The 13608-nt window shown below is 62.8% G+C and carries 7 protein-coding genes and 1 riboswitch; of the genes, 2 read left to right on the top strand and 5 right to left on the bottom strand.

Annotated elements, in window-relative coordinates; genetic code table 11:
• Positions 1-12: 12 nt before the first annotated feature.
• The 5 genes from KF821_05835 to KF821_05815 form a co-directional block, all read right to left on the bottom strand.
• Positions 13-1884, bottom strand: a complete 1872-nt coding sequence (locus KF821_05835; protein ID MBX3005332.1) for a bifunctional homocysteine S-methyltransferase/methylenetetrahydrofolate reductase — start codon at positions 1882-1884, stop codon at positions 13-15.
• The gene (locus tag KF821_05830; protein MBX3005331.1) at positions 1881-3785 is read right to left on the bottom strand and encodes a glycosyltransferase family 39 protein; all 1905 of its coding nucleotides are present in this window, start codon (positions 3783-3785) and stop codon (positions 1881-1883) included. The genes KF821_05835 and KF821_05830 overlap by 4 nt, the downstream gene beginning before the upstream one ends.
• Positions 3782-5779 carry a hypothetical protein gene (locus KF821_05825; protein ID MBX3005330.1) on the bottom strand — a complete coding sequence of 666 codons (1998 nt, stop codon included), beginning with the start codon at positions 5777-5779 and terminating at the stop codon, positions 3782-3784. Before KF821_05825 ends, KF821_05830 begins: the two co-directional genes overlap by 4 nt.
• Complete coding sequence (metH, locus tag KF821_05820; GenBank protein MBX3005329.1) at positions 5780-9223, bottom strand: methionine synthase; 3444 nt, start codon at positions 9221-9223, stop codon at positions 5780-5782.
• A 190-nt stretch (positions 9224-9413) separates the two neighbouring features.
• Positions 9414-9514: riboswitch (SAM riboswitch) on the bottom strand.
• A 216-nt stretch (positions 9515-9730) separates the two neighbouring features.
• On the bottom strand, positions 9731-10675 hold the full coding sequence (locus tag KF821_05815; GenBank protein ID MBX3005328.1) for a ribonuclease Z: 945 nt from the start codon (positions 10673-10675) through the stop codon (positions 9731-9733).
• A gap of 120 nt (positions 10676-10795) precedes the next feature.
• Between KF821_05815 and KF821_05810 the strand changes: the two genes are divergently transcribed.
• Positions 10796-13111 (top strand): DNA translocase FtsK, encoded by a 2316-nt coding sequence (locus KF821_05810; protein ID MBX3005327.1) that lies wholly within the window; start codon positions 10796-10798, stop codon positions 13109-13111.
• Positions 13112-13552 carry a GNAT family N-acetyltransferase gene (locus KF821_05805; GenBank protein MBX3005326.1) on the top strand — a complete coding sequence of 147 codons (441 nt, stop codon included), beginning with the start codon at positions 13112-13114 and terminating at the stop codon, positions 13550-13552.
• Positions 13553-13608: the final 56 nt, after the last annotated feature.

Genomic DNA, 13608 nt, shown 5'->3' with positions numbered 1-13608 from the left:
AAAAAATAAGAGCTAGCGATCGCTAGCTCTTATTTTGTCTATCAGCTCGGCCGCCAGGTCGTAGCGGCTGAAGGGTGGCATCAGGTACACGCCCTGTCCCCATTCTTTAATTTCTTCGATGATCTCGGCCGCGATCTTGATGCCTTCCGCCGCGGTCTGCTCCTTATCGCCGGCTTTCTCAATGCGCGCATGGATGCTTTCTGGAATGGAGATGCCTGGCACTTCATTGTTCAAGAAGGTGCTGTGGCGCGCGCTAAACAAAGGTAGCACGCCCACCAATAGCGGTTTTTGCAGCGGCTGGCCGCTGTCGGCCAACATCTGCAAAAATTTACGCGCCTTGGCCGGTTCGTAGACCGGCTGGGTCAAGAAGAAATCTGCGCCATTGGCTAGCTTGCGTTTGAGCAGCTTTATCTCGCGTTCGGGGTCGGGCGGGGCCAGGTTAAGTGCCGCGCCGACGAAGAACGAGGTCGGCTGGCCGATCTCCGCCCCGGCGTGGTCCACACCCGAGTTGAAGCCTTGCTTGATGAGCTTGATCAGGCCAGTGGGGGCCAGGTCATAGTTGTCCATCGCATCGGGATAGTCACCGATGGCGGTGGGGTCACCCATCACCACGAAGACGTTGCGGATGCCGAGCACGTGCGCCGCTAGCAGGTCGCCCTGCACGCGCAGCAAGTTGCGCCCACGCGTGGGGAAGTGCAGCGTGGTGTCGATCTGCACCTCGCGCTGCAGCAGTTCGCACACCGCCCAGGGGCTCATACGCATGCGTGCCATCGGGCTATCTGCTACGTTGATCACGTCTGCGCCAGCCTCCTCCAACAGCTCTGCGCCACGGCGTAGCTTGCTGGTCGAGAGGCCGCGCGGCGGGTCCATCTCCACTGCCACCACAAAGCGCCCGCGGGCAAACTTCTCGGCCAACTCAGAGCCCTTGTCCGTGCCGGTCACCTTTTCGGTGCGCTCAATGATGCGCATCTGGCCGTTCTCGACTGGCTCTACCGATTCTGGGTTGTCCAGCGCGGCGCGCATGGCGGCGATGTGCGCCGGTGTGCTACCGCAGCAGCCGCCCACGATGCTGGCCCCGGCGCGGGCAAAGGCCTGGGCATACTGGCCGAAGTATTCCGGCCCGGCCGGGTACAGAATGCGGCCGGCGGCCTGCTCCGGCCAACCCGCATTGGGCATCACCGAGAACGTGGCGCCCGGTACGGCCTCTTTCATCTGCTTGAGGATGCGTAGCAACTGTGCCGGGCCGCCCGAGCAGTTAATGCCGATGATGTCGGCGCCGGCTTCGTGCAGCGTGGTGGCTACTTTGCTGGGCGTGTCGCCCAGCAGTGTGCGGTCATCGCGCGTAAAGGTCATCGAGGCCAGCACCGGTAGCTCAGTCAGCGCCTTGGCGGCTTGCACCGCTTCGCGCGCTTCATACAGGTCGGTCATCGTTTCGATGAGCAGCAGGTCTGGCTGGCCCAGCAGCAGGCCGCGCACCTGCTCGTCAAAGGCCGCGCGGGCGTCCTCCGGCTGCACGCGCCCGAACGGCGCCAGGCGCACGCCCAGCGGTCCGATGTCGCCGGCCACCCACACCGGGTGGCTGGCGGCTTGGGCCGCGGCTCGCGCCAGCTCCACGCCGCGCTGGTTGATCTGCGCCACCTGCTCTTCGAGCCCGTGCTCGGCCAAGCGATAGCGATTGGCCCCGAAGGTATTGGTCATCACGATCTCGGCGCCAGCGGCGATGTACTCGGCATGGATGCTGGTCACCAGCGCCGGGTCGGTCAGGTTGAGCTCGTCAAAGCTGCGTGCAAAGGCCACGCCGCGCTCGTGCAGCACGGTGCCCATGGCACCATCGGCCAGCAGCGGCCGCGTAGTTTGTTTCAGGTGTTGTGCAAAACCAGTCATTCGTCAGTATCCTTCGGCCACAATATATGCGCCAATAAATTAAACAGAAACAGCCATAGCACCGCCACCCCGGGCAGCACCAGGCGGATGTAGCTTGAATTCACCCACACACTCAGATCCATCCCCTCGTAGAACGTGTAGGTATTGAGCCAGAAGCCGCCAGTCACGGCCAACAGCAGGGCCAGCCCCAGCCACAGCACGCGGCGTGGCCCGGCCGGGTGACGCACCGCCCACACCAGCAGCCCGGCCAGCATCACCAGGCCCAGCACTCCCCACTCAGGCAGGTAGAGCAGCTTCCTTACCAGTGAGGAGGCGATGTAGCCCAGCTCGTACAGATTCAGATCCCCGCGCAGGATCTGCGCAAAGGCGGTGGCAAAGGCCGAATCGGTAAACCCGGCGTGCGAGTAGATCTGCGGGGAGGCCCATTGCCAAAACAGCGTATACGCCAGCAAACTGCCCAGGCTGATCGCAATCTGTGCCCGGGCGCGGCGCACCTCGCGGCAATACAGCACCAGCGCCATCAGGGTCAGCGCCCAGGCCAGATGCAGGCCTTCGGGGCGCGTCCAGGCGGCGCAGACCACCGCCAGGCTGGCCCATCCCCAGTAGCGCAGGCGTAACGCCGGCTCGGCAGTGTAGGCGAGCTCATACAGCACCACCGCGGCGAGAATGTAGAACATGATCGGCACGTTGGCGTGGGCCAGGGTGCCCATGTAAAAGATGGTTGGCGTGGTCACCAACAGCAGCGCCCCCAGCGCGGCCGCCCAAGCCTGGGTGTGCTGGCGCAGGTAGGCATATACCACCGCGGCGCTGCCCGCCAGAAACAGCGGGAAGACCAGTTTGCTGGCCGGCAAACGCTCCCCGAACAGGGTCAGCATACTACTCACCACCAGCGGCACATTCAGTGGATACCAGGTGGTGAGTGTGCCGCGCAAACTCGCTCCCTCACTGAGCCCCAGCACCGAGATGCCCACCCCCTTAGCGCCCCACAGGATCAGCTCGTCTGTTTCGGTGAAGCCGTTGCCCAGCGCCAGCACCCAGGCCAGCCCCAGCGGCAAGGCCAGCAAGGCTGGCAGCAGCCAGGCATGGCGGCTAGGCGCGGTGTGCGCGTGCGCCGCGGCCGGTAGGCGCCAGGCCACCAGCAGCCAGACCCCCCAGGCTGCCGCTACCAGGCTCCACAGCAAGCCAGCCGTGAGGGGCAGGCCCAATAACAGGGCGATGCACAGGCTCAAGGTCAGCCAGGCAACCGCCCCACCGCTGCCCAGCGCGGCGTGTAGCCAGGCGCTGGCGTGCGGCAGGCTGCGCCGCGCCAACAAGCTGGCTGGCGTGATCAGCGCCGCCAGGAAGAGCAGGGCTGGCAGGCTGCTGCGCACGATCTCGCCGATGGAACTGTAGCCTGGCCAGGCCTGGCCAGGCGCGCCATCCACCGGTAGCAGCAGCGCCCACTCGTCATCAAACTTTTCGAGCCGCGCGCTCCCGGCGGCATCCGCAGGCAGTGCCGGCCAATCCACCAACAGCACGGCCGCATCCGGCACGGCGGCATACTGCGCCACGCACTCCGCTGGGCGATCTTCACAATAGATCAGCTGGCGCGGCTGGATGAAAAATTCCACATAGGCCTGCTGCATCAAGGGCAGCGGGCTCTGCACGCGCACCGGCACCACAATGCTTGCCTCTGGCGCTACGTGTTCGTTCAAGAAGGCGTAAAAATTGGCCGTGCGCTGGCCAAAGGTAAAGTTGGCGCTGCGCCACAACCCGTGTTGGCCGATAGCGTGATAGATCTCGCTGACCCGCGTGCTGTAACGGCTGGCCAATTGGCCCAGTTGCAGCAAACTACCGCCGAGCAGTAGCGCCAGCAACACGATATCCAATCCTTTGGGCCTGCGGTTTGGCGATAGGCTCATGGCTGCGCTCCGTTCGGGATGATTTGCTTGACGATCGCCAGCGGTACCCCAAGCAGATCCACACTGGCGACCACCGGCGCGGCCGGGTAGGGTGAATACAAACTGCGTGTGGAGCCTAACTGAATGATGGCGTAGTGGTAACCGCTTTCGAGGTCATAGGTGCCGCCTTGCTCACCTTCCACCAAGAGGTCCGGCCGGGCGGCGGTGCTGGCGGTTTCAGAGCTGGCTGACCAGACCACCACGCGGCTCTGCGGCGGCGCAAACGTATTCAACTGCTGCATCGCTGGTTGCATCGCCGTGCCCCAATAATCCATTTCGAAGCGTCCCGCCGCCCCGCTAACGCCGCCCACCCATTCGTTGTAGTACAGATACTGGTAGGGGTGCAGCCGCACCAGGCTGCTGACGTGGACTGCCAGCACGATGAGCAGTGCGCTGGCAAACGCCCACGGCCGGCGCGCCAGGGCTTCGAAAGCGAAACCGCAAAAAATAAACAAGGGCGGCAGGATGAATAACCATTGACGGAAATTGTTGTACATCGTGGGCGTAAAAACAACGCAATATAGCAACGGCAGCCCGGCCCACAGCGCCAACAGCGTGCGCAGCCGCGCATCGCTGGGCTGGCGGCGGAACGCCTGCCACAACCCCACAGCGAGCAATAGCCAGGTTGGCAGGCTCAGTTGCAACAAGAGCAGCTCAGGCACAAAATACCACGGCAATGCACTGCCGCTTAAAAACTGCCCGTTAAGCAGTTGCAGGTTCTCCTGCGGAAAATCGGTCATTGTGCGCAGGCTGCCGATGAGATGCGCCAGCGGCGCCGGCCACAGGTAGGGCCACAAGAGGTAGCCGGCCAGGCAGGCCACGCCCGCATACAAGAGCAGTAGCGGCAACGCCCGGCGACCTTTGTGCGCCAGCACATAGCCCGCCACCAGCACCCCGGCAAACGGCCCCACCACACGGATCGCAAAGGTCACACCGAGTGCCAGGCTGGCCAGCCAAAACGCTGGCGCCTTCAAGGCCTGCACGCTGGCGCGCCAGGGCAGTTGCTGCACCGCGTAAAGTAGCGCCTGGCGGCTGCGCGGCAGGGCCCGCAGCACACTCAACAACAAGCCCAGCCAGGCCAGCGCCAGCAGCCCGCCACTGGCTGCCTGCACCAACGCTACCCCCTTGTTAATGTAGCTTTCCAGTGGCAGCGTTGTGCTGTGCTCGGCCAGCGCCGCGAACCAGCGCCCCAGCCATGTTTCGCCTTGCGTAGCCGCCTGAGTCAGCAGCCCGCGTACCGCGGGCTGCGACCATTGCGGGAAGCTGCGCAGCAGCACGCTCAGCGTGCCCAGGCCGGCCAGCGCCAGCCCCATGCGTGTCTTAAGCGCTGCCGGCCATTGGCCCAGGTCCTGTGCCAGTGCCGCAACGCCGGCGGGGCGCGGCGGCTGGCGGCGCGCGCCCGCCGCAGGCACTTGTTCGCTCAGCCGCAACCCGGCAGCCACGCTGATCAGGAAGGCGCTAAGAAACGGAATATCTTTGCCATTGATGAAGGCATGCCCCCACAGCAAGGGCTGGCTGGTGTACAGCAGGGTCAGGGCTACTGCCGGGCGCGGTGCAAACAGACGCCGGGCGAGGGCGTACAACGCCGGGATGCCCGCCAGGAAGCTTACAAAGATGGAGAAGTGCCAGGCCGCCACACGCTCCCAGGTGGGTTGTAGCGCCACAAGCGCCCTCTCGGCCAGGCTGGCCAGCGTTACAAAGGCCGGCCCGTAAAAGCGCAGGTTCTCAGGGCCAGGGTCAAAACTGAACTGGCCGTGCAACGCCTCTTGATACAGCAGCACAACATGCTTGCCATAAGCCCACAGCCCGGGATCATCGATGGTGATGCCATAATCACCGGCCAGCCGTGCCGCCAGCAGCGCCAAGCCCAACAGCAAGCACCCGAGCACCAGCCCTTCGGGCGGTGTTCGGGTGCTTGCGCTATGCGGGCGGTGCGTGCGGGCGCGCGCCGTCATCTATCCCCGCTCGCGCAGCAGTTGTTCCACGCGGCTCTCGCCCACGCTGTAGTACTTGGCCTCAGGGTGGTGCAGTACGATCGCCGCGGTGGATTGCTCAGGCATCAATTGGAAGCCATCGGTGAGCTGCATGCCCAGCTCTTTCTCGGCCGGCAACAGGGCGAACACCTTGGCGTGGTCGTCTACTTCGGGGATCGCCGGGTAGCCCCACGAATAGCGCTTGCCTTGTTTGGGCTCCAGCCCCAGCTCGCGCTTGATGTGGCGGTGTAAGAACTCGGCCGTGGCCTCGGCGCTTTGCACGCCCAGGCCGTGCATGAAGTAGGCCTCGGTGTAATCGCCGGCGGCTTGCAGCTTTTCCATCTCGGCGGTGGCACGCTGGCCCACGGTGACGATCTGGAAGATGACCACATCCATGATGCCGCTCTCCACCGGGGCGAAGTAATCCGCCAGGCACAGCAGCTCGCCGCTGGGTTGGCGTGGGAAGCCGAAGCGGGTCAGCTCAGTCGGCTTGGCGGAGCCCAGGCTGGCCGGGTCGTAGACCAGCAGCTCGTCGCCCTGGGCCTGCGCCGGCCAGTAGCCGTAGACCGCCTGCGGTTTCAGCCAGCCGGTTTGCTTGGCGTGCTTTTCCATGCGCGCCAGGCGCTCGTCAAATTCCTTGGAGATCTGCTCCCACTCGGCGCCCTGCTTGTTCTTGGCGCCCCAGGAGAGGCGATACAGTTCGTTTTTGTACAGGCACTCGAACACCAGATCGAGCGGCATTTCCTTCACTACGTGCACGCCCCACTTCGGCGGCGTGGGGATCTTGGCGGCGGGGCCAACCGCTGAGCGGCCGGTGACGCGTGCCACCGGCCGCGGCTTGCTCTCGCGCTCCAGCTCCTTGGCGGCCTTGGTGAAGATGTCTTCGATCAGCTCACTGCGCTTGGGCTCGTCGATGAGCTTATCCATCGTTTCCAGGCCCTCAAACGCATCCTGGCAGTAGAAGACGCCGGGTTGGTAGGGCGCGCCGCCCTCGGTGTATAGGATGCGCCAGCCGAAGCGGCGGTTGATCGCCGCGCCGCCCACCAGCACCGGGTACTTCAGGCCGCGGCGCTGCAGTTCGTTGACGATGAGCGGCATCTGCTTGCTGGTGCTCACCAGCAGTGCGCTGAGGCCGATCGCCGTGGCGCCCACTTCCTCCGCTTTGCTGATGATCGTCTCAGCGGGCACTTGCTTGCCCAGGTCGAATACCTCGTAGCCATTGTTGACCAGGATCGTCTTGGTCAGGTTCTTGCCGATGTCGTGCACGTCTCCGTACACGGTGGCCAGCACCACCTTGCCCTTGCTCACACCTTCCACCTTTTCGAGATAGTTCTCAAGATGGTTGACTGATTTCTTCATGACTTCGGCCGATTGCAGCACGAAGGGCAGGATCAGCTCGCCGGCGCCAAACTTGTCGCCCACTTCCTTCATCGCCGGCAGCAGTGTGTTGTTGAGCAAGCCCACCGCGGTGATGTGGTCGCTTTCGTGTTCCTTGCGGCCGATCACTTCGTCAATCGCATCTTCCACGCCTTCTTTGTGGCGGTGCAGAATGCTCCAGTGCAGCTTCTCCTCCGAGGTCATACCTTCGGTGGGGTCCGCCGCGCCTTCTTCTTCGCTGGGGGCGCGGTTTTCGTAAAATTCGATCACCTTCTGCAGCGCATCCGGGCGCTTGTTGAAGATGAGATCTTCCATCAGCACGCGCTCTTCTTCGGGGATCTCGGCGTAGGGCTTGACCTTGCTGGCATGTACGATGGCCATATCCAGCCCGGCCTGCACGCAGAAGTGCAGCATCATGCTGTTAAGCACCGGGCGGGCGGCCTTGCTGAGGCCAAAGCTGACGTTGCTGACGCCCAGCGAGGTGAATACGCCAGGCAACTGAGTTTTGATCTCGCGGATGGCGTTGATCGTCTCCACCGCGCTGTTGGCAAATTCTTCCTGGCCGGTGCTCAGCGGGAAGGTGAGCACATCGAACACCAGGTCTTGCGGGCGGAAGCCGAATTCATTCACGGCAATATCATGAATGCGCCTGGCGATCTCGATCTTGCGTTCGGCGGTTTTGCCCATGCCGGTTTCGTCGATCGTCAGCGCCAGCACGGCGGCGTTGTGTTCCTTGGCCAGCTTGAGCACGCGGTCCATCTTGGGGCGGCCGGCTTCCAGATGTGTGGAGTTCAGCAGGCAGCGCCCCGGGGCGATCTTGAGCGCCACTTCCATTACATCCGGCTCGGTGGAGTCGATCACCAGCGGGGCTTCGATACCCATCGCCAGTTTCTTGACCACCTTGCTCATCAAGTAGGCTTCGTCGGGGCGCTCGGTCAGCGCCACGCTGACATCCAGCGTGTGGGCGCCGCCGGCGATCTGCTCGCGGGCCATTTCCAGAATGCCGTCAAAATCTTCTTCCATCAGCAGGCGCTTGAACAAGCGGCTGCCGGTGGCGTTCAGCCGTTCGCCGATCAACAGCGGCGGCGGCTCCTGGATCATGCTGGTGGCCTGCATCGAAGACGACAAACGCGCCAGCGGTTCCGTGGGGCGGGCCGGCGCGCTTTGGTGGTTGAGCGTTTCGATCAGCAACTTAAGATGCTCAGGCGTAGTGCCACAACAGCCACCCACGACGCTGACGTGGTGCTTGCTGACAAATTCAGCCATCGCTTCGGCATACGGCGCCGGCTCCAGCGGGTACACCGCTTCGCCGTTGACGTTGAGCGGCAGGCCGGCGTTGGGGATGGCTGAGACGGGCAAATGGGTGTGCTCGCCCAGGTAGCTGATTGGCTGGCGCATGTGTTCCGGCCCGGTGGAGCAGTTCAGGCCGATGACATCGATGGGCATGCCCTCCAGAATGGTCAGCGCCGCGGCGATGTCCGTGCCCAGCAGCATGCGCCCGGTAACATCCATCGTCACCTGGCATTGGATCGGCAAGACCTCGCCGGTGTCCTCAAAGGCTTTCTGGATGCCGTTGATCACCGCTTTGACTTCCAGAATGTCTTGCGAAGTCTCGATCAGCAGCACATCCACGCCGCCCTGGATCAGGCCCACGGCCTGCTCGCGGAACAGCTCGACCAGTTGGTCATAGGTGATGTCCGAAAGGGTCGGGTCGTCGGCGCTGGGCAGCTTGCCGCTGGGGCCGATCGAGCCGGCCACGAAGCGCGGTTGCTCCGGCGTGCTAAATTCGTCACACAGTTTGCGCGCCAACTGCGCCGCGGTCATGTTGATCTCGATGGTGCGCTCGCCCAGGCCGTATTCACCCAGTGTCAGGCGGTTGCTGCGGAAGGTGTTGGTCTCGATCACATCGACGCCCACTTCCAGGAAGGAGCGGTGCACGCTGGCAGGCGCCTCGGGGTAGGTGATGTTGAGGTAATCCGGGCAGCCGTTGTACTGCTCGCCGCCGTAGTGTTCAGCGGTCAGGTTGAGCTTTTGCAGGCTGGTGCCCATGGCGCCGTCATAGACCAGTACGCGCTTGGCCAGCGCATCCAAAAAGCCACGGCGGGTGTAAGTGCGGTGTGTGCTCAAAAGAATCTCCTAATTGCTTAATCAGTTAATCGATTGGTTGATTAACTGATTAACAGATGCTTTAAAAACGAAACGCCTCTATACAAGAGGCGACCGAAAACTAGACTTCATCGCCTCATCTCCCAGAATTCGTCTGTCGGATTTGGCACCGTCCGTTTCAGGGGGTTGCCGAGGCTTCAAAGGGCCGATTCCCTCCACCTCTCTGGATGAGTGCGCTGCTGCGCAGCGCGGCGAACGAAAGCGTGTTCGCCTATTCAATTGGAGGTGAGTATATCGCCAGCGGGGGGCAGTGTCAAACTGCCCAAGAAGTATCTATGCTGAACTTCAAGCTCTTTTAGGCTGCTTCAATTCAATACGTGTGTCTAGCGGATGTGATGACAAATCAACTAATCGACCAATCGACGATTTTGATTATCGATCATCGATTGGTCAATCCTCCACCTTCACCACCTCGCCCCGCTTTACCTGGAACGTATCAAAATCACGCGCCACAACCACATTGGGGAAGATCGCCCGCGCCTCGGCCAACACATCGCTCTCGCGATAGCGGCGTGAGATATGCGTGAGCAGTAGTTTGCCCACGCCCGCCTCGGCGGCCAGCTCGGCCGCTTGGCGCGCCGTCAGGTGCGCAAAATCGCGCGCCATATCCCGCTCCGATTCCAAATAGGTCGCCTCGATCACCAGCGCGTCTGCGGCGCGGCAGTGCTCCACGACATCATCCGTGCGGCCGGTGTCGCCAATGTGCACCAGTTTGGCGCCCTTCACTTCTTCGCCCAGCACTTCGTGCGGCTGCACTGTGTGGCCATCAGGCAATGTAACCGTCTTGCCCAGCACCAGGTCGCGGCGCAGCGGGCCATTCGGCACACCCAGCGCCTCGGCCTTCTCGGGCAGGAACGGGCGGCGGGCGGGCTCCTCAAACACAAAGCCCAGACAGTCTGGCCCACGATGGCTCACCGCAAAGGCACGGATGTCAAAATCTTCAGTTTCAAAGATCACCCCCGGCGCCACCGCTTTCAGGCTGACGTTGACCGGGTTCTGTTTGCCCTTGGGGATCACGCGCACGCCGTACAGCAGCGCCTCAATGCGCTCCAGCGTCCAGCTCCCCGCCATGATCTCAATATCCTCCAGCGTCTCCCAGCGGGTGAAGGTGGAGAACAAGCCAGCCAAACCCAAAATATGGTCCAGGTGGCCGTGGGTGATCAGGATGTGATTGAGGCGTTTGAAGCCCAAGCCAGATTTGAGGATCTGGCGCTGCGTCCCCTCGCCACAATCCACCAGAAAGCGATACTCATCATGCTTGATGATGTGGGCGGAGAGCCCGCGGTGCACAGACGGCGCCGAGGCAGAGGTGCCTAGAAAAGTGATCTCGAACAAAATTCCTCGTTTATGAGGGGATTGTACTTGACTCAGCAATGAGCTAGTCGGGTAGTCAACTGGTTGACCGGTCGACTAACTGACTAGCCGACTGGTAGGTATACTCAACTGAATTTAACAATGGCTAAAAAGAAACGCACCACCAAAAAAAGCTCGCGCAACCAAAGCGCCTATGAGCCGCAAATCCTGCCGGCTCTCGAATCGTTCTGGAACAGCATCTCGCCAGACCGCAAGCTGGATGCGCTCGGCATCCTGCTGGCCGGGCTGGGCATCCTCACCTTGTTGCTGGTCTTTTCCGATTCGCCCGGCAACCTCGGGGCGGCCTGGGTGCGCTTGCTGCGTGCCGGCTTCGGCTGGGGGCTCTACCTCTTCCCGCTGGCGCTGATCGTCCTCGGCGGGTGGCTGGTGCTGCGCCACTTTGAGCGCATCCCTCCACTGCGCCTGCGCCGCCTGCTCGGCATCGGCCTGCTACTGGGCAACGTACTGTTCCTGCTGCACGCCTTCCTCTTTCCGCTGGATGCTGGCGCGGCGCTGCAGATCGCCGAGCAAGGCATGGGCGGCGGGCGCGTGGGCGCCGGGCTGTACAACGCCCTGCTGGCCGGCCTTGGCCCGGCGGGCATGTGGGTCAGCGCGCTCACCTGGCTGGTGATCGCCGTACTGCTCAGCTTTGATCTGCCCGCCAGTAGCCTGGTGGCCTGGCTGCCACCCTTGCTGGCCACACTGCGCCGCCAGCCCACCAGCGCGGCCCCACCCGAGTGGGAGGTCTATCCTCCGTTGGAGCCTGATTACCCCGCCGAGCCTGAGCTGCCCGTGGCCAGCCCAGCGGCGCCGGCGGTGGTGAGCCCGCAACAACAAGCCGAGATGCAGCAACTGGCTGAACAAATTGAGGAAGAGATCGCCGAAGCAGCCCCGGCGGCAGCCCCCGTGTGGGAATTGCCCGCGCTGGCTGATATGCTCGACCCCGGCGATGTACTTACCTTCAGTGCCGACGCCGACCGCCAACGCGGTGAACTCATCGAAGAAACCTTGCACTCCTTCGGCGCGCCGGCCCGCGTGGTCGAGATCAACCGCGGCCCCACCATCACCCAGTTTGGCGTAGAGCCAGAATTTGTTGAGACGCGCGGTGGCCGCACGCGTGTACGCGTCGGCAAGATCGCTGCCCTGGCGGATGATCTGGCCCTCGCCCTGGCCGCCTCACGCATTCGCGTGCAGGCGCCCGTACCGGGCAAAGGCTATGTCGGCATCGAGGTGCCCAATGAGCAGATCGGCCGCGTGGCGCTGCGCGATGTGGTCGAGAGCGAAGCGTTCAACCGCTTGCGCTCGCCACTGCGCTTCGCCCTCGGGCAGGATGTAGCTGGCAATGCCGTCTCGGCGGATCTGGCCGCCATGCCGCACCTGCTGATCGCCGGCGCCACCGGCTCCGGTAAATCCGTGTGCGTCAACGCGCTGATCTGCTGCCTGCTGCTCAACAACACGCCGGAAACACTGCGCCTGATCATGATCGACCCTAAGCGCGTCGAGCTGACCGGCTACAACGGCATCCCGCATTTGCTCACTCCGGTAGTGGTCGAGATCGATCGCGTCGTCGGTATTCTGCAGTGGGTCACGCATGAGATGGACAAGCGCTACCAGAAGTTTTCCAAAGTGGGGGCGCGCCACATCACGGATTACAACCAACGCGTCCAACCCGCGAGCGACAAGTTGCCCTATCTGGTCGTCATCATTGATGAACTGGCAGACCTGATGATGGTGGCGCCAGACCAAACCGAGAAGCTGATCACACGTGTAGCTCAATTAGCGCGTGCCACCGGCATCCATTTGGTGCTGGCCACCCAACGCCCCTCGGTGGACGTGGTCACCGGCCTGATCAAAGCCAACTTCCCGGCGCGTATTGCCTTCGCCGTGGCCAGCACCACCGATAGCCGCGTGATCCTTGACCAGCCCGGCGCCGAACGCCTACTGGGCAAGGGTGACATGCTCTTCCAACCGCCAGATGCGCCCGCCGCGGTGCGCTTGCAAGGCGCCTTCCTGGCCGAGAGCGAGATCACGCGCATCACCACTCACTGGCGCAGCTTTGCCGGTAGCGCCGAGCAGGTGCACCCGGGCGCGCCGCGCCTCACCACTGACCACGAAGGCGAAGAAACCCTGGCGCGCGATCTGCCGCTCAAACAGATCCCTATTTGGGAAGAGATCGAAGAAATTCAGAATCAAGATGAGCAAGACAGCATTTTCGATGAAGCCGTAGACCTGGTGCGCCGCCGTGGCCGCGCCTCGATCTCGATGCTGCAGCGCCGTTTGCGCATCGGCTACACGCGCTCGGCGCGCATCATCGAGCAGATGGAAGCGCGCGGCATCATCGGGCCGCAGAAGCCCGGCGCCCAGCATCGCGAGGTGTTGGATTACGGCGGCGGCGACGCTCCGCCAGTGGGCGAGTAAATGGCCGCAGTCACTTTGCGTCCCATCACCGCGGAGAATGTGCACGCCATTCTGAAATTGCGTGTGGCTGCCGCGCAAGAGAAGTTTGTGGCCTCTAACGCCTACTCGCTGGCCGAGGCGTTGTTCCAGCCAAAGGCCTGGTATCGTGCGGTCTATGCCGGCGAAACGCCCGTAGGCTTTATGATGATGGAAGAAGACCCGGAGCAAGGCAGATACTACTTGTGGCGCTTTTTGATCGGCGCCGAGCACCAGGGGAAGGGCTATGGCTATCAGGCAATGCAATTACTGATCGAGCGCGTAAAGCAGTTGCCCAAGGCCACCGAGATGACCTTGAGCTACGTGCCTGATGAGCACAGCCCACAGCCCTTTTATAAGAAGCTCGGCTTTGTAGATACGGGGGAAGTAGATGAAGATGAGCTCATCATGCGGCTCACATTCTGAAGCGAAACAAAAAAAGCGGCCATATGGCCGCTTTTTGTTTCGCTTGGCACCAACAC

The organism is Anaerolineales bacterium (genome assembly GCA_019637755.1).
Taxonomy (GTDB): Bacteria; Chloroflexota; Anaerolineae; order Anaerolineales; family UBA11579; genus JAMCZK01.
Note: the sequence above shows the minus strand (reverse complement) of the source record. Positions and strands in the feature narration are given on the sequence as shown.

Bases quoted from the DNA above. Each gene is read 5' to 3' on its own strand.
- metH (MBX3005329.1), bottom strand. From the start codon at position 9,223: ATGGGCACCAGCCTGCAAAAGCTCAACCTGACCGCTGAACACTACGGC.
- KF821_05805 (MBX3005326.1), top strand. From the start codon at position 13,112: ATGGCCGCAGTCACTTTGCGTCCCATCACCGCGGAGAATGTGCACGCC.
- KF821_05830 (MBX3005331.1), bottom strand. From the start codon at position 3,785: ATGAGCCTATCGCCAAACCGCAGGCCCAAAGGATTGGATATCGTGTTG.
- KF821_05825 (MBX3005330.1), bottom strand. From the start codon at position 5,779: ATGACGGCGCGCGCCCGCACGCACCGCCCGCATAGCGCAAGCACCCGA.
- KF821_05835 (MBX3005332.1), bottom strand. From the start codon at position 1,884: ATGACTGGTTTTGCACAACACCTGAAACAAACTACGCGGCCGCTGCTG.
- KF821_05810 (MBX3005327.1), top strand. From the start codon at position 10,796: ATGGCTAAAAAGAAACGCACCACCAAAAAAAGCTCGCGCAACCAAAGC.